Here is a 14,417-nt window from a genome sequence, read left to right on the forward strand (position 1 = left end):
CCCGGGTGCTCTTCGCGGCACCGCTCCGGTCGAGGTGTCCCTGGAGCTGGCCACCCTCTTGTGAGCGGTTCACGAGCTTTTCAACGCGCGCACCACTAAATCCGTCACCTTGTCCAAATACCCTTCCTCCGCCGGAGCCCCGCGCACGATCAGCCGCCAGTAAACAATTCCGGCCCCGATGTCCAGAGCCATCTCGAGATCGGTGTCCGCCGGGATTTCCCCGCGTTCGATCGCCCTGGTGAACACCGCTCGGCTGATCGCCCGGCGCGGCTCGCCGATGGTCTCGCGGGCGAATTCGGCCATGGCCGGATTGCGGCGGCCCTCCGCGATCAGCCCGGGGAAAATCCGCGAAAACCGCGGGTGCGTGATCCATCCGTAAAGCGCTTCCAGCGAGGCCCGGATATCGCCGCGCAGGCTGCCGGTGTCCGGGTCCACCGCGCGCGCCAGGCTGAATTCCGCGATGACCGCGCCGATCATTTCGTCTTTCGACCGCCACCGCCGGTACAGCGCGCTTTTCCCGACTCCCGCGCGTTTCGCTACCGCTTCCATCGACAGCCTGCCGAAGCCGTGGTCGGCCAGTTCGTCGATCACGGCTTCGGTGATGGCGTAGGTGACGTCGGGCTGCAGCACGGCAGCTCCGGTCGGCGTCCGGCGGTTCGTCATGCCGGTCAGCATAACGGGTGGACGAGACGGTCCCGTCCCGTGTACGTTGACGACGAGACGGTACCGTCTCGTCCATTCCTGAGGAGGGGCTCGATGACACTCATCGATCACGCGCTGGACCTGCTGATCCGGCCCGATATGGCCGGTTTCCTGCAGTTGTTCGCCGAGGACGCCGTGACCGAGTTCCCGTTCGCCGCGCCGGGGCGGCCGGAGCGCGTCGAAGGCCGTGCCGCGCTGGCCGAGTACCTGCGCGACTATCCGAACCTGCTCGACCACCGCGAGATCGTCGCGAAGACCGTGCACCAGACCACCGACCCGGAGGTCACGATCGCGGAGTTCGAGCTGGCCGGCCTCGCGGTCGCCACCCAGAAGCCCTACCGCCTGCGCTACGTCGTGGTCCTGACGGTCCGCGACGGCCTGATCCGCCGCTACCGCGACTACTGGAGCCCGCTCGCCGTCACCGAGGTTCTCGGGGTGCCCGGTGTCTGAGGTTCTCGTGCTCGGCTCGACCGGCACCACCGGCAGCCGCGTCGTGCGCGGGCTGCGCGACGCCGGGGTGCGGGCCCGGGCGGCGACCCGGAATCCCGTCGAGCCCGGCCAGATCCGGTTCGACTGGGACGATCCCGCGACGTACGGCCCGGCGCTGCACGGGGTCTCGGCGGTCTACCTGATCGCCCCGGTAGCGGCTGAGCCGCGGCCGCTCGTCGAAGCCTTTCTCAAGCACGCGCCGGAGGCCCGCGTGGTGTTGCTGAGTTCGTCCGCGGTGGACGAGCACACGCCGGTGGTGGGCGAGTTGCCTGGCCTGGTCCGCCGCCAGCCGGGCTGGGCGGTGTTGCGGCCGTCGTGGTTCATGCAGAACTTCCTGCCCGGGCACCTGGTCGGCGACAGCGCCCGCGCGGGCCGGATCGTGACCGCGACCGGCGACGCCCGGGTGGCGTTCGTGGACGCGGGCGACATCGCCGCGGTCGCGGTCCGCGCGCTGCTCGATCCGCGACCGCACAACACCGATCACCTGATCACCGGTCCGCGCGCGCTCAGTTACGCCGAGGCCGCCGAGATCGTCGGGAAACGGCTCGGCCACCCGGTCGGGCACGCCCCGGTTTCCACTGAGGAGTACCAGCAGTTCCTGGTCCGCGAAGGCCTGCCCGAGTCGTACGCCGAAATGCTCGCCTTGCTGGACGAGGCGATCCGCGGCGGCTCCGAGGACCGCGTGACCGACACCGTCGAGCGGGTCGCCGGACGACCCGCTCGTGACTTCCGCACCTTCGCGAACGAGGAGATCCGATGAAGCCGCTGTTGTTCGAAGACGACCCGCAATTCTGGTTCGAAACCCTGGTCGCCCTCGGCCAGATCGCCTACGGGGGCGCGGATTTCGGCGAGGTCGTCGCGATCGCGTCGAACATCAAGTCCGGTGACTACGACAGCTGGCACGACGCGTGGCTCGCCGCGGCCGAACGGCTCTACGCCGAAGCGGCCAACATGCACCCGGTCAGCGCGCGCGACGCGTACCTGCGTGCCTCGACGTACTACCGCCGCGCGGAGTTTTTCTTGCACGGCAACCCGGACGACCCGCGAATCAACTACGCCTACGAGCGCAACGTCGAGTGCTTCCAGCGCGCGATCGAGACGATCGACAACGTCGAGCGGATCGAAATCCCCTACGACGGCCACGTCCTGCGCGGCTACTTCTACCGCGCACCTGGCGACGGTCCGAAGCCGCTTCTGGTGGTGCACAACGGTTTCGACGGCAGCGCCGAAGATCTGTACTTCATGGGCGCGACGGCGGGCCAGGAACGCGGCTACCACGTGCTGACCTTCGACGGGCCCGGCCAGCCCAGCGCCGTGCACCGCGACGGAATGCTGTTCCGCCCGGACTGGGAGCACGTCGTGAGCCAGGTGCTCGACTACGCCCTCGCTCGCCCGGAGGTGCTGCCGGACAAGGTCGCCCTGATCGGCTGGAGCCTCGGCGGGATGCTCGCGCCGCGTGCCGCCGCGTTCGAGCCGCGGCTGTCGGCCGTCGTCGCGGTGGACGGGCTCCTCGACGCCGGCGCGGCGTTCGTGCAGCAGCTCCCGTGGGACCGCGACGAGATCGTCCGCCGGGCGAACGCGCCGGAGGACCCGGAACTGGACGCCTTTCTGGCCGCCGCGAGGGAGCAGAGCCCGACCGTCCGCTGGGCGCTGAGCCACGGCCGGTACGTGATGGGCGGTGCGAGCGATCGCGAGTTCCTGGCGAAGTACCTCGAGTACCACCTGTATGACGGCGTGGCCGAGCGCATCACGTGTCCGGCGCTGATTTGCGACGCTCCGGAGGACCTGTTCTTCACCGGTCAGCCGCAGCAGTTGTACGACCGGATCAGCGGCCCGAAGAAGCTGCTGAACTTCACCGCGGAGGAGGGCGCGGACGCCCACTGTCACGTCGGCGCGATGCGGTTGGCGAGCGGCCGCATTTACGACTGGCTGGACGACGTGCTGTGAGGTCTTGTGAGTGTCTATGCCGGTTCTAACCGGCGTGCGCACTCACGAGGATTCCAGGGCCAGCGCCGCGCCGAACCCGACCAGCGCGGTGCCGGTCACCCCGTCCAGCGCGCGGCGGACCTTGCGCCGGCTGAGCCACGCGCGGACGCGGTGCACGAAGAACAGGAGGACCAGCAGCCAGATCGTGCCCAGCACGGCGACCGTGTAGGCGAGCACCAGCGCGTCCCAGGTCGTCGTGCGGACCGGGTCGAGGAACTGCGGCAGCACCGACAGGTACAGCACCAGCACCTTGGGGTTCGTGATGTTCGACAGGAACCCCTCGCGCCACCGCCGGAAACCGCTGGCGCGCTTGCGCTGGGTGTCGGCGACCGCGTCGTAGTTGCCGCGCCAGGCGCCGCGCAGCGCCTGGAAACCGAGGTAGAGGAGGTACGCCGCACCGAGCCACTTGAGCGCGAGAAACACCGGCTGCGAACGAGCGATGACGACACCGAGCCCCAGCGCCGCGGCAGTGCCCTGCACTGCGTTGCCGGCGAAGATGCCCGCCGTGGCCAGCAACCCGCCGCGCGCCCCGCCGGACAGCGCGTTCTTCAGCATCACCATCGTGTCCGGCCCCGGCGCGAGCACGATGAGGACCACGATCACCAGATAACTGCCGTACCCGCTCCACGTCACGTCTGACCACGGTAGATCCCGGACCGGCCGTAGTCTCGCGGATTTCCGTCACAATGGTTCGCCCCGGGCGGACTGGGCGGCATCGAGGTCCGCTGGCGTGGCTCCAGGCCTGGGCGAGCCGCGCGGGTCCGCGACCACGGTGCCGGGACCGGCGCCGGACTGCTCGCGATCGACGATCCCGAGCACGTCGCCGAGCTGGTCTCCGGAACGTTCCGCGCGGTCCGGTCGTTGGGTGAAACATGCTGCTGACCTTGCTGGGTCTTTCGCTGCCGGTCGCCACCATCGTGCTGCTGGTCGTCGGCGGATGGGAGCTGCGGCGGAAGAAGAAGCCGTCCCGGCTCAAGGCGCGACTGTCCTCGACCTACCTCGACGAGGTCACCGCGTTCCTCTACGGCACCAAGCGCAACGAGCTCGAACACCGGGATTCGGTGGAGATGACTCTCGAGGAGGAAGCGCAGGGAGCGCCGCCGCTGGGTACCGTCGACCTGGACCGCGGGGTCGTGGTCGTCCGGCCCGGCGCGTCACCCGGGCGTGGCCGAATCCACTCCGCCGATTAAGTTACCGGCGGGTACACTCGGGCGGTCGTCTCGGCGAAGAGAGGTGCACCGTGCCGTACCCCACCGACCACGAGCGCGACCGGCCCTGGGTGATGCGCACCTATGCGGGTCATTCGTCCGCCGCCGCGTCCAACGAGCTGTATCGGCGGAACCTCGCCAAGGGCCAGACCGGTTTGTCGGTCGCCTTCGACCTTCCGACGCAGACCGGCTACGACCCGGACCACGTGCTCGCGCGCGGAGAGGTCGGCAAGGTCGGCGTGCCGGTCTCGCACATCGGCGACATGCGGCAGCTGTTCGACGGCATCCCGCTCGCCGAGGCGAACACCTCGATGACCATCAACGCGCCCGCGATGTGGCTGCTCGCGCTCTACGTCTCGGTGGCCCGCGAGCAGGCCGAAGCCGAGGGCCGCGACGTCGACGAGGTGCTGGCCAAGCTCACCGGCACCACGCAGAACGACATCATCAAGGAGTACCTCTCCCGCGGCACCTACATTTTCCCGCCCGGGCCGAGCCTCCGGCTGATCACCGACATGATCGCGTGGACCGTGCACCACGTGCCGAAGTGGAACCCGATCAACATCTGCAGCTACCACCTGCAGGAAGCGGGCGCGACGCCGACGCAGGAGGTCGCGTACGCGCTGTGCACCGCGATCGCCGTGCTGGACGCGGTGCGCGACTCCGGCCAGGTCGACCAGGCCGACATGGAGAAGGTCGTCGCGCGGATTTCGTTCTTCGTCAACGCGGGTGTCCGGTTCGTCGAAGAGATGTGCAAGATGCGCGCGTTCACGCAACTGTGGGACGAGCTGACGCGCGAGCGCTACGGCGTGGAGAACCCGAAGGCGCGGCGGCTGCGGTACGGCGTGCAGGTGAACTCGCTCGGGCTCACCGAGGCGCAGCCGGAGAACAACGTCCAGCGGATCGTGCTGGAGATGCTGGCCGTGTCGCTGTCGCGGGGTTCGCGGGCGCGGGCGATCCAGCTGCCCGCGTGGAACGAGGCGCTCGGGTTGCCTCGGCCGTGGGACCAGCAGTGGGCGTTGCGGATGCAGCAGGTGCTCGCGTTCGAGACGGATTTGCTGGAGTACGAGGACATTTTCGACGGGTCGCACGTGGTGCAGGCCAAGGTCGACGAAATTGTTTCCGGGGCTCGCGAGGAAATCGCGCGGGTGCAGGATCTCGGCGGGGCGGTGGCTGCCGTCGAGAGCGGGTATATGAAGTCGCAGCTCGTTTCTTCGCTCGCGGAATACCGGCGCGGGGTGGAGAGCGGGGAACGGGTTCTGGTCGGGGTGAACAAGTTCGAGACGACCGAGCCGTCGCCGTTGCAGGCGGAGGGGGCCAAGGCGATCGAGACTATTGACCCGGCGGTGGAGAAGGCCGCGGTCGCTTCCGTGGAGAAATGGCGAGAGGAGCGGGATAACGACGCGGTCGCTGCTTCTCTCGCGGCTTTGAAGGAAGCTGCGGGGACTTCGGACAATTTGTTCGAGGCTACTTTGGCGTGTGCTCGGGCTGGGGTGACGACCGGCGAATGGGCCGGGGCGTTGCGGGAGGTGTTCGGGGAGTACCGGGCACCGACCGGGGTTTCCGCCGCGGCTGCTGCTGGGCAGGGGGATCCTGGGCTGGAGCGGGTTCGGGAGCTGGTTCGCCGGACTGAGGCCGAGATGGGGGAGCGGCTGCGGATTCTCGTGGGGAAGCCTGGGCTGGACGGGCATTCCAACGGGGCGGAGCAGGTCGCGGTGCGGGCTCGGGATGTCGGGTTCGAGGTTGTTTATCAGGGGATCCGGCTGACTCCGGAGCAGATTGTCGCGGCCGCGGTGCAGGAAGGGGTGCACGTGGTCGGGTTGTCGGTGTTGTCCGGGTCGCATCTTGAGGTCGTGCCGTTGGTGGTGGACGGGCTTCGGGCGGCTGGGGCTGGGGATATTCCGGTTATTGTGGGCGGGATTATTCCGCCGGATGATGCGGCGTTGTTGACTGAGCGGGGGATTGCTCGGGTGTTTACGCCTAAGGATTATGAGCTGACTGACATTATGGCTGGGATTGTGGAGTTGGTTCGGGAGAGGCATGGGCTGGGGTGACCGGCTCGTCGCCCTGGCGGGCGACATTGCCGTCGTCTTGGGTTGCGTGGGGCACCCCGATTTTTCATTGTGCTGACGGTTCGGGGGTGCTTGTCAAGGCGGGAAAGATGCCTTGACAAGCACCCCCGAACCGCAGGGCGGCTTTGTATCGGGGTTGGGGGAGGGGCTGGGTGCCTCGCTCGTTAGGTGCAGCGGTGGCGGTTTTTCGCGAGTTGGATGGTTCGCTCGTGAGTGCGGCGGTTGCGGTTGGGGGCTGGGTGCCGTGAGGGGGTAGGCAGTCAGGCCAGGATTTCCTTGGTGTTTTTTACTGTGGCGAAGCCGCCGCCGTGGAGGTTTGTGGCGGTTGCTTTTGTCAGTTCTTCTGCGGTCAGGGTGGTGCCGTCTGGGCCGGTCAGGTCGAAGGTGAAGGTGGCGTCCAACGCGAAAGTCACGTCGTAGCCCAGGTTTCCGCCCATGCGGGCGGTGGTTTCGCAGCAGAAGTTGGTTTGGATTCCGGCCAGTACGAAGCTCGTTATTCCTCGGGTGGTGAACCAGGCATGCAGGTCTACGTCGCCCAGGAATGCCGAGTTCACCTTTTTTCCGAAGACCAGGTCTGGGCGGGCGTTGGCCAGTTCCGGTTTGAAGTCGTTGCCTTGCTGGCCTGGGCGCAGGGGCGAATCCGGGTTGACGGAGTCGTGGTGGACCAGCACGACTGGGGCCCGGCGGGCTTGCCAGGCTTCCAGCAGGGCTTGGATGTTCGCTTCCGCGCCGGGGTTGTTGCGCGGGCCCCAGAACTTGGCGTCGTCGAAACCTTGCTGGACGTCGATCAGCAGTAGCGCGGTAGTCATGGCCTCGAGTCTCGCGGGAGACCGTGCTCCGCGGGGAGTGGCAGAAGACGCGCGTTGCGGTACTTTTCTGCCATGCGCACGATCGGGGTGCTGCTCCTGCCGGGCAGCCGGATGTTCGACCTCGCGGTGATCGCGGAGGTGTGGGCACAGGACCGCACCGAGAGTGGCATCGGGCCGTTCACCGTGCGGGTTTGCGCGCCTGGGCGAGGGCGTATCCGGGTGTCGCCGTTTGGGGAAGTCGTTGCCACGCATGGGCTTTCCGGGCTGGACGGATGCGACCTGGTTCTCGCGCCGGGACGGGACGACCCCCTCGCTGAAGTCCCGGCCGCGGCTCGCGCCGCGCTTCGGCGGGTTCATCGGTCGGGGGCGGTGGTCGCTGGGCTGTGTTCCGGGGCCTTCACGCTCGCTGCCGCCGGGCTGCTCGACGGGCGGCCCGCTACCACGCATTGGCGCGACCTGGACGCACTCGCGACCGCCGCGCCCGCTGCCGATCTCCGGCGCGACGTCCTGTACACCGAGCAGGACCGCATACTCACGTCGGCGGGGGTGGTCGGGGGCCTCGATCTTTGCCTGCATCTGGTTCGCCGCGATCACGGTGCGGACGTTGCCGCTCGTCTCGCGCGCCGGCTGGTCATGCCTCCGGTTCGGGAGGGCGGGCAGCGGCAGTTCGCGGAATCTCCGTTGCCCGGCACCGCTTCCCGGCCCGGGATCGCGTCCACAATGGACTGGGCGATGGCTCGGCTCGCGGACGAGATCGGGGTGTCCGACCTGGTCGAGCACGCGGGGATGAGCCCTCGGACGTTCCACCGCGAGTTCGCCGCCGCTACCGGCAGCACCCCGGGGCGGTGGCTGCTCGTTCAGCGGGTGCGGCACGCGCGGCGGCTGCTGGAGACCACGGATCTGCCGGTCGCCCGGGTGGCCGAACGCGCGGGGCTCGGCAGCGCGGCGAACCTGCGGCGCCGGCTGCGGGCGGAGGTCGGGGTCGGGCCGGATTCGTATCGGCGCACTTTCCGCATCCCGCCGGCCGGGGTTACGGTCGGGGCATGGGCGAGTACGAGCACCTCCTCGTGAAGCGGGACGGGGACACGATCACCATCACGATGAACCGCGCGGCGCGGCGCAATTCGCTGTCCGCCGAGCATCTCGGCGAATTGCTCGCCGCGTTCCGGGAGGCGGGCGAGTCCGACGCGACCGGCATCGTGCTCGCCGGCGCGGGGCCGGTGTTCTCCGCCGGACACGACTTCGGCGACGTCGCCTCCCGCGACCTCATGGGCGTGCGCGAGCTGCTCACCCTGTGCACGACGCTGATGCGGACGATGGAATCCGTGCCGCAGGTGGTGCTCGCCCGGGTGCACGGCCTGGCGACGGCCGCGGGCTGCCAGCTGGTGGCGTCGTGCGACCTGGCGGTCGCGGCGGAATCGGCGGGATTCGCCCTGCCCGGCGGCAAGGGCGGCTGGTTCTGCCATACGCCGGCGGTGCCGGTGGCGCGCGCGATCGGCCGGAAACGCCTGATGGAACTGGCCTTGACCGGCGACGTGATCGACGCGGCGACGGCGCTGGACTGGGGCTTGGTCAACCGCGTAGTCCCCGACGATTCCCTGGACGAGGCGGTCGCCGACCTGCTCGGCCGTGCGACCCGCGGCAGCCGCGCCAGCAAGGCGATGGGCAAGCAGACTTTGTACGCCCAGCTGGACCGGCCGGAAGCGGACGCGTACGCGATCGCCGTCGAGGTGATGGCGTCGGCTTCGCAGCTGCCCGGCGCGCGGGAGGGGATGGCGGCGTTCTTGGAGAAGCGCAAACCCGAGTGGACGGATTAACGCTTCGACTGGCCTGGACGTTCGCGCGGAAGCAGCCGCAGGTCGGCGGGGTTTGCGGGTGAGCAGCCGCGGGTCGGCGGGGTTTGCGGGTGAGCAGCCGCGGGTTGGCGGGGTTTGCGGGTGAGTGGTCGCGGGTTGGCGGGGTTTGCGCGAGAGCGGCCGCGGGTCCGCGGGGTTCGCGGGTGAGCAGCCACAGGTCAGCGGGTTCGCGGATGAACGGTCGCGGGTCGGCGTTCGTGCGAGAGCAGCCGCGGGTCAGCGGCGTTCGTGCAGCAGCAGCAACGTGTACGCGGCTACCGATTGCGCGTCCGAGATCTCCCCGGTGGAGATCATCTTCTCCACCTCCGTCCGGCTGAACCACGCCGTCCGCATGTCCTGTTCCTCCAGTTCGCGCTCCGGCTCGCCCTCGGTGAGGCCGGTCGCGAGATACACGTGCCCGCGCTGGCTGGCCATCCCGGGCGCGACGTCGAGCATCCCCAGTTCCGTGAGCGCCGCCGCCCGCAATCCCGTCTCCTCCCGCAATTCCCGCCGGGCCAGTTCGGCGGGCGGGGTCTCGGCGAGGTCGGGCGCGGTGCCCTGCGGGAACTCCCACCGGCGCATCCCGAGCGGGTACCGGAACTGCTCGACCAGGTGCAGCCGGTCGCCGTCGAGCGGGATGACCAGGGCGTAGGTCGGTTTGTCGACCACGCCGTAGATGCCGTCGCTGCCGTCGGCGCGGCGGACGGCGTCCTCGCGCACCGTCATCCAGTTGTTCCGGTACACCTCGCGGGTCGCGACACGCTGAATGGGGTCCACCTCGCCAGTATCGCCGAGCCTGTCCTACCCTCGGCGGGTGCGTCTCGTGCTCCCTTCCCAGCAAGCCAGCCCGCTCCGTGCGGGGCGGGTCCGATGAGGCTCGTCGTCGCCCGGTGCCAGGTCGACTACGTCGGCAGGCTGACCGCGCATCTCCCGATGGCCAACCGCGTCCTGATGGTGAAGGCCGACGGTTCGGTGCTCGTGCACTCCGACGGCGGCTCGTACAAGCCGCTGAACTGGATGTCGCCGCCGTGCTGGCTGATCGAGGACCCGGACATCTGGACGGTCCAGAACAAGGCGGGCGAGAAACTCGTCATCACCATCGACGAGGTCATGCACGATTCGAAGCACGACCTCGGCGTCGACCCGGGCCTGCAGAAGGACGGCGTGGAAGCGCACCTGCAGGAACTGCTCGCCGAGCACATCAAAACCCTCGGCGAGGGCTACACGCTGGTCCGCCGCGAATACCCGACCGCGATCGGCCCGGTCGACATCATGGCCCGCGACGCCGACGGCGGCTCGGTCGCGGTGGAGATCAAGCGCCGCGGCGAGATCGACGGCGTCGAGCAGCTGACCCGGTACCTCGAACTCCTCAACCGCGACCCGCTGCTGGCCCCGGTGCAGGGCGTGTTCGCGGCGCAGGTGATCAAGCCGCAGGCGCGCGTCCTCGCCGAGGACCGCGGGATCCGCTGCGTGGTCCTGGACTACGACGCGTTGCGCGGCACGGATTCCGACGAGTTCCGCCTGTTCTGAGCAGCTGGCCCTCAGTTCGCTGCGCGCGGGATCGGGCTTCGGCGTTGAGCCGCCTTCGCGGCGAACCACGCCCTCGTCTCCGCGTGCAACAACGCCCTCCCCGCCAATCCGGCCAGCGCCAGTCCTATCGACGCCGCAATGCCGCCCGCCGGGATGACCAGACCGTCGAGCGCGGACAGCACCTCGAACGTCAGCAGCGCCCACCGGCCCCAGCCGTAACCGAGCAGGACGGCGATCCCGGCCGCGAGCAGACCGGCGGCGAAGGCGTACGACAGGTATTCGAGCCCGTACAGAATCGAAAACGGTTGTTCGCCGCCGCCTCGTTGCTTGTCGATCTGCTGCCGGGCAAAGACGCCGAACACGCCGTTCAGGAGCGCGTGCAGGGCCGCGAACGCGAGCGCGGCACGCAGCCGCCCGGGCATGGGCAGCGCGGGACCGGTCATCGCGGCGGGTCCTTTCCGGGGCGTCGAAGGTGCCGGGAGCTTAGGGGCCAGAGACCGCGCACCGCCCCGGAACGGGTGAATCTGTGACCTGGTCGAGAAGTTGCCGGGTGAAGCGACAGGACTCAACACCGGGGCTTCCGGGCACGCGGAATGCACAGGTCAGCGGCAGGTTGGTGAAAAACCGCGGTGTCGGGGTGCCTCTTCGGAATCCATGCAGTACTGTGCCGGTCTGACAGGAACGATGGTGTTTCCTGTGCGAGAATGTTTGATTCGGAGGTGGCAGGGGTGCCGTTCCTCGCCGACGCGAACTTGCGGCTCGACGCGAGTCCGATCGACTACATCGAGTTGGCGTTCTATTTCGTCCTGGTGCTCGGCATCGGCTATCTCGCGCGAAGGCAGGTGTCGAGCAGTCTCGACTTCCTGCTGTCGGGCCGGTCGCTGCCGGCGTGGGTCACCGGCCTCGCGTTCATTTCCGCGAACCTCGGCGCGGTCGAGGTCATGGGCATGTCCGCCAACGGCGTCCTCTACGGCCTGCCGACCGTGCACTACTTCTGGATCGGCGCCATCCCGGCGATGCTGTTCCTCGGCCTGGTGATGATGCCGTTCTACTACGGCTCCAAGGTCCGCAGCGTGCCCGAGTTCATGCGCCGCCGGTTCGGCCCGACCGCGCACCTCGTCAACGGCATCAGCTTCGCCGCGGCGCAGATCCTGATCGCGGGCGCGAACCTGTTCCTGCTGGCCAGCGTCGTGAACCTGCTGCTGGGCTGGCCGCTGTGGGTGTCGATCGTCGTCGCGGCCGCCATCGTGCTCGGCTACACCGCGCTGGGCGGGCTGTCCGCCGCGATCTACAACGAGGTGCTGCAGTTCTTCGTGATCGTCGTGGCGCTGCTGCCGCTCACCATCGTCGGCCTGGTCAAGGTCGGCGGCTGGCAGGGCCTGGTCGACAAGATCACGCACGGCCCGGGCGGCACCGCGCAGCTGCACTCCTGGCCGGGCGACAACCTGACCGGCTTCGGCAACAACTTCCTGTCCGTCCTCGGCATCGTGTTCGGTCTCGGCTTCGTGCTGTCGTTCGGGTACTGGACGACGAACTTCGTCGAGGTCCAGCGCGCGATGGCGTCGAAGAGCATGTCCGCCGCGCGGCGGACGCCGATCATCGGCGCGTTCCCGAAGATGCTGGTCCCGTTCATCGTGATCATCCCCGGCATGATCGCCGGCGTCGTGGTGCCGGAGTACCTGCAGGACAAGGGACTTCTGCTCGCCGGCGAACCGGCCAAGAGCGGGGTCACCGCGAACAACGCGCTCCTGCTGCTGATGCGCGACCTGCTGCCCAACGGCATCCTCGGCATCGCGATCGCCGGTCTGCTCGCGTCGTTCATGGCGGGCATGGCGGCGAACCTCAGCTCGTTCAACACCGTCTTCACGTACGACATCTGGCAGACGTACGTGAAGAAGGACAAGCCGGACGGCTACTACCTGAACCTCGGCCGCAAGACCACGGTCGGCGCGACCGTGCTGGCCATCGGCACCGCGTTCGTCGCCATGCAGTCCGCGAACATCCTGACCTACCTGCAGGACCTGTTCTCCTTCTTCAACGCGCCGCTGTTCGCCACGTTCATCCTCGGCATGTTCTGGAAGCGGATGACCGCGGCGGCCGGGTGGATCGGCCTGGTGGCCGGCACCGCGTCGGCGGTCACGATCTGGCTGCTGTCGCAGTTCGAGGTGCTTTCGCTCGCCGGGCAGGGCACCAGCTTCGTGGCCGCGGGCACCGCGTTCGTGGTCGACATCGTGGTGAGCGTCGGGGTTTCGCTGGCCACCCAGCCGAAGCCGGACGAACAGCTGGTCGGCCTGGTTTACTCGCTCACGCCGCGCGACGCGCTCAAGCACGACAACACCGGCGAGAACGCGGGCTGGTACCGCAAGCCGGGCCTGCTGGCCGGCATCGTGCTCGTGCTCACCATCGCGCTGAACATCATCTTCTGAGGAGGCCCGCATGACCGAGAAAACCTCGCGGCCGCACAAGGCGGGCGCCTTCGACATCCGGCTGATCATCGCGTTGCTGCTCGGCGTCTACGGCGTGATCCTCACGATCATGGGCGCCGGGTTCACCAGCGACGACGATCTGAAGAAAGCCGCCGACGTGAACATCAACCTCTGGTCGGGCATCGGCCTGCTGGTGGTCACCGCGATGTTCGTGCTGTGGGCGGTGCTGCGGCCGCTGGTCGTGCCGCCGGGCACCGAAACGACGGAAACCTCACCCGCCGAATAACCGGGTTGTTCCCCCGTCCGGCAGCCCGGCCCGCTAGGTTGCCGGACGTGGTGCACGATCTCCGGTTCGGCCGGTTCCTGAAGTTGTCCGTCCTGGCCGCGGCGGGTGCGGTCGCGATGTCCGCGTGCGGCGGCCCGAATCTGGGCAAGGAGAACTTCGCGCGCACGACCGTCCCCGCCGCCGGGGACAGCGCCGCGACCTCCGGCCCGATCACCGATCCCGCGGTCGCCCCCGCGGTCCTGCGCGACCTGCTGCCGTGCCAGTTCGTGGACAAGACCGCGATGAGCCCGCTCGGCGCCTTGCAGGGCGAGGCGAGGGCGTCGAGCACGCAGTTCGACTCCTGCGTCGCGAAGGCGACCGACCCGGGCGGCAAGGAAATCCGGGCGAGCGTCGAGGTCGGCGGCATCGTGACGTTCGCGTCGGACAAGACCACCGGCGTGGTCGGCGGGCTGCCGCAGGTCGAGGTGCCCGACCTCGGCGGCGGATCCGGCTGCGTGGTCAGCGCGCTCACCGCGCGGAACCCGTCCTTCGGCGTGTCGTTCCGGATCGACTACACCGGCGGCGACGCCTGCGCCGCCGGCCGCAAGCTCGTCGCGACGGCGGTCGAGAAACTGCACAACAACCCGCAGAAGTACACGCCCGGCCCGGGCACGCTGCTCGCCGTCGACCCGTGCACGGTGCTCGACCCGGCCGCCGTGGAGGGCGTCGTGAAGGGCGCGAAGCCGCGGCCGTCCGGACTGCACTCGTGCGAATGGGGCCTCATCCCGAGCGTCCGGGTGACGATGTTCCCCGGCGTCGCGCCGAGCGAGGGCGACGGCTGGCTGAAGGCCGACGTCGGCACCCCAAACCAGGCGTACTCGAAACAGGGCGGCACCGGGTCGAGCTGCCAGGTCAAGTGGCAGCACCGGCAGTGGAAAGAAGACCACGTCGAGGTTGTCCAGCTGGAGTACTCGAACTCCGACGCGCAGGCGGACAAGGACGACCCGTGCGGCAAGACCGTCGGGCTGGCCAAGCAGCTGGCCGGGAAACTGCCCGCGGCGTGACCCGTGGGGCGCTTTGCGGCGCGCCCGGCGACCT

At 68.9% G+C, this 14,417-nt stretch carries 16 protein-coding genes; 11 read left to right on the top strand and 5 right to left on the bottom strand.

Annotated elements, in window-relative coordinates; translation table 11 throughout:
- Positions 1-69: 69 nt before the first annotated feature.
- The gene (locus F9C12_RS31905) at positions 70-663 is read right to left on the bottom strand and encodes a TetR/AcrR family transcriptional regulator (protein ID WP_409462834.1); all 594 of its coding nucleotides are present in this window, start codon (positions 661-663) and stop codon (positions 70-72) included.
- Positions 664-756: 93 nt separating this feature from the next.
- On the opposite strand from F9C12_RS31905, the gene F9C12_RS31910 reads away from it, so the two are divergent.
- Genes F9C12_RS31910 through F9C12_RS31920 form a run of 3 tightly spaced genes read left to right on the top strand, consistent with a single transcriptional unit; the run spans position 757 to position 3,138 of the window.
- The gene (locus tag F9C12_RS31910) at positions 757-1,152 is read left to right on the top strand and encodes a nuclear transport factor 2 family protein (protein ID WP_409462835.1); all 396 of its coding nucleotides are present in this window, start codon (positions 757-759) and stop codon (positions 1,150-1,152) included.
- Complete coding sequence (locus F9C12_RS31915; RefSeq protein WP_409462836.1) at positions 1,145-1,951, top strand: NmrA family NAD(P)-binding protein; 807 nt, start codon at positions 1,145-1,147, stop codon at positions 1,949-1,951. The genes F9C12_RS31910 and F9C12_RS31915 overlap by 8 nt, the downstream gene beginning before the upstream one ends.
- Positions 1,948-3,138, top strand: coding sequence for an alpha/beta hydrolase family protein (locus tag F9C12_RS31920; RefSeq protein ID WP_409462837.1), 1,191 nt, complete (start codon positions 1,948-1,950; stop codon positions 3,136-3,138). Before F9C12_RS31915 ends, F9C12_RS31920 begins: the two co-directional genes overlap by 4 nt.
- A gap of 42 nt (positions 3,139-3,180) precedes the next feature.
- On the opposite strand, the gene F9C12_RS31925 is transcribed toward F9C12_RS31920, so the two are convergent.
- A complete protein-coding gene (locus F9C12_RS31925) occupies positions 3,181-3,810 on the bottom strand; it encodes a LysE family translocator (RefSeq protein WP_409185464.1) in 630 nt (209 codons plus the stop codon).
- A gap of 239 nt (positions 3,811-4,049) precedes the next feature.
- Between F9C12_RS31925 and F9C12_RS31930 the strand changes: the two genes are divergently transcribed.
- Together F9C12_RS31930 and F9C12_RS31935 are read left to right on the top strand one after the other, a co-directional pair.
- A complete protein-coding gene (locus F9C12_RS31930) occupies positions 4,050-4,367 on the top strand; it encodes a DUF6191 domain-containing protein (RefSeq protein ID WP_409462838.1) in 318 nt (105 codons plus the stop codon).
- Between the two features lie 92 nt (positions 4,368-4,459).
- Positions 4,460-6,436 carry a protein meaA gene (locus F9C12_RS31935; RefSeq protein ID WP_409467110.1) on the top strand — a complete coding sequence of 659 codons (1,977 nt, stop codon included), beginning with the start codon at positions 4,460-4,462 and terminating at the stop codon, positions 6,434-6,436.
- Between the two features lie 278 nt (positions 6,437-6,714).
- Here the strand turns inward: F9C12_RS31935 and F9C12_RS31940 are convergent, their stop codons facing one another.
- Complete coding sequence (locus F9C12_RS31940) at positions 6,715-7,263, bottom strand: cysteine hydrolase family protein (RefSeq protein WP_409462839.1); 549 nt, start codon at positions 7,261-7,263, stop codon at positions 6,715-6,717.
- 72 nt (positions 7,264-7,335) lie between these two features.
- Here F9C12_RS31940 and F9C12_RS31945 point away from each other — a divergent pair, with 72 nt between their 5' ends.
- Positions 7,336-8,334, top strand: a complete 999-nt coding sequence (locus F9C12_RS31945; RefSeq protein WP_409462840.1) for a GlxA family transcriptional regulator — start codon at positions 7,336-7,338, stop codon at positions 8,332-8,334.
- Positions 8,307-9,080 carry an enoyl-CoA hydratase-related protein gene (locus F9C12_RS31950; protein ID WP_409185469.1) on the top strand — a complete coding sequence of 258 codons (774 nt, stop codon included), beginning with the start codon at positions 8,307-8,309 and terminating at the stop codon, positions 9,078-9,080. The genes F9C12_RS31945 and F9C12_RS31950 overlap by 28 nt, the downstream gene beginning before the upstream one ends.
- A 255-nt stretch (positions 9,081-9,335) precedes the next feature.
- On the opposite strand, the gene F9C12_RS31955 is transcribed toward F9C12_RS31950, so the two are convergent.
- On the bottom strand, positions 9,336-9,875 hold the full coding sequence (locus tag F9C12_RS31955) for an NUDIX domain-containing protein (RefSeq protein ID WP_409462841.1): 540 nt from the start codon (positions 9,873-9,875) through the stop codon (positions 9,336-9,338).
- Positions 9,876-9,968: 93 nt separating this feature from the next.
- On the opposite strand from F9C12_RS31955, the gene nucS reads away from it, so the two are divergent.
- Positions 9,969-10,628 (top strand): endonuclease NucS, encoded by a 660-nt coding sequence (gene nucS / locus F9C12_RS31960; protein WP_409185471.1) that lies wholly within the window; start codon positions 9,969-9,971, stop codon positions 10,626-10,628.
- Between the two features lie 11 nt (positions 10,629-10,639).
- Here nucS and F9C12_RS31965 read toward each other — a convergent pair whose 3' ends face one another.
- Complete coding sequence (locus F9C12_RS31965) at positions 10,640-11,071, bottom strand: hypothetical protein (protein WP_409462842.1); 432 nt, start codon at positions 11,069-11,071, stop codon at positions 10,640-10,642.
- Between the two features lie 285 nt (positions 11,072-11,356).
- Between F9C12_RS31965 and F9C12_RS31970 the strand changes: the two genes are divergently transcribed.
- From F9C12_RS31970 to F9C12_RS31980, 3 genes are read left to right on the top strand one after another with little or no spacing between them, the layout of a single operon-like run.
- Entirely contained in the window at positions 11,357-13,054 is a 1,698-nt protein-coding gene (locus F9C12_RS31970; RefSeq protein WP_409186911.1) for a sodium:solute symporter family protein, read from the top strand.
- Positions 13,055-13,064: 10 nt separating this feature from the next.
- Positions 13,065-13,340: a hypothetical protein gene (locus F9C12_RS31975; RefSeq protein WP_409462843.1), complete on the top strand. Its 276-nt coding sequence runs from the start codon at positions 13,065-13,067 to the stop codon at positions 13,338-13,340.
- A gap of 47 nt (positions 13,341-13,387) precedes the next feature.
- The gene (locus tag F9C12_RS31980; RefSeq protein ID WP_409462844.1) at positions 13,388-14,383 is read left to right on the top strand and encodes a hypothetical protein; all 996 of its coding nucleotides are present in this window, start codon (positions 13,388-13,390) and stop codon (positions 14,381-14,383) included.
- The last annotated feature ends 34 nt before the right edge of the window (positions 14,384-14,417 follow it).

The sequence above is a fragment of the Amycolatopsis sp. GA6-003 genome (assembly GCF_046267895.1).
Lineage (GTDB): Bacteria > Actinomycetota > Actinomycetes > Mycobacteriales > Pseudonocardiaceae > Amycolatopsis.

Excerpts from the sequence above, each read along its gene's own strand:
- F9C12_RS31905 (WP_409462834.1), bottom strand. The coding sequence starts at position 663 with ATGACGAACCGCCGGACGCCGACCGGAGCTGCCGTGCTGCAGCCCGAC.
- F9C12_RS31910 (WP_409462835.1), top strand. The coding sequence starts at position 757 with ATGACACTCATCGATCACGCGCTGGACCTGCTGATCCGGCCCGATATG.
- F9C12_RS31920 (WP_409462837.1), top strand. The coding sequence starts at position 1,948 with ATGAAGCCGCTGTTGTTCGAAGACGACCCGCAATTCTGGTTCGAAACC.
- F9C12_RS31930 (WP_409462838.1), top strand. The coding sequence starts at position 4,050 with ATGCTGCTGACCTTGCTGGGTCTTTCGCTGCCGGTCGCCACCATCGTG.
- F9C12_RS31935 (WP_409467110.1), top strand. The coding sequence starts at position 4,460 with ATGCGCACCTATGCGGGTCATTCGTCCGCCGCCGCGTCCAACGAGCTG.
- F9C12_RS31940 (WP_409462839.1), bottom strand. The coding sequence starts at position 7,263 with ATGACTACCGCGCTACTGCTGATCGACGTCCAGCAAGGTTTCGACGAC.
- F9C12_RS31945 (WP_409462840.1), top strand. The coding sequence starts at position 7,336 with ATGCGCACGATCGGGGTGCTGCTCCTGCCGGGCAGCCGGATGTTCGAC.
- F9C12_RS31950 (WP_409185469.1), top strand. The coding sequence starts at position 8,307 with ATGGGCGAGTACGAGCACCTCCTCGTGAAGCGGGACGGGGACACGATC.
- nucS (WP_409185471.1), top strand. The coding sequence starts at position 9,969 with ATGAGGCTCGTCGTCGCCCGGTGCCAGGTCGACTACGTCGGCAGGCTG.
- F9C12_RS31965 (WP_409462842.1), bottom strand. The coding sequence starts at position 11,071 with ATGACCGGTCCCGCGCTGCCCATGCCCGGGCGGCTGCGTGCCGCGCTC.
- F9C12_RS31975 (WP_409462843.1), top strand. The coding sequence starts at position 13,065 with ATGACCGAGAAAACCTCGCGGCCGCACAAGGCGGGCGCCTTCGACATC.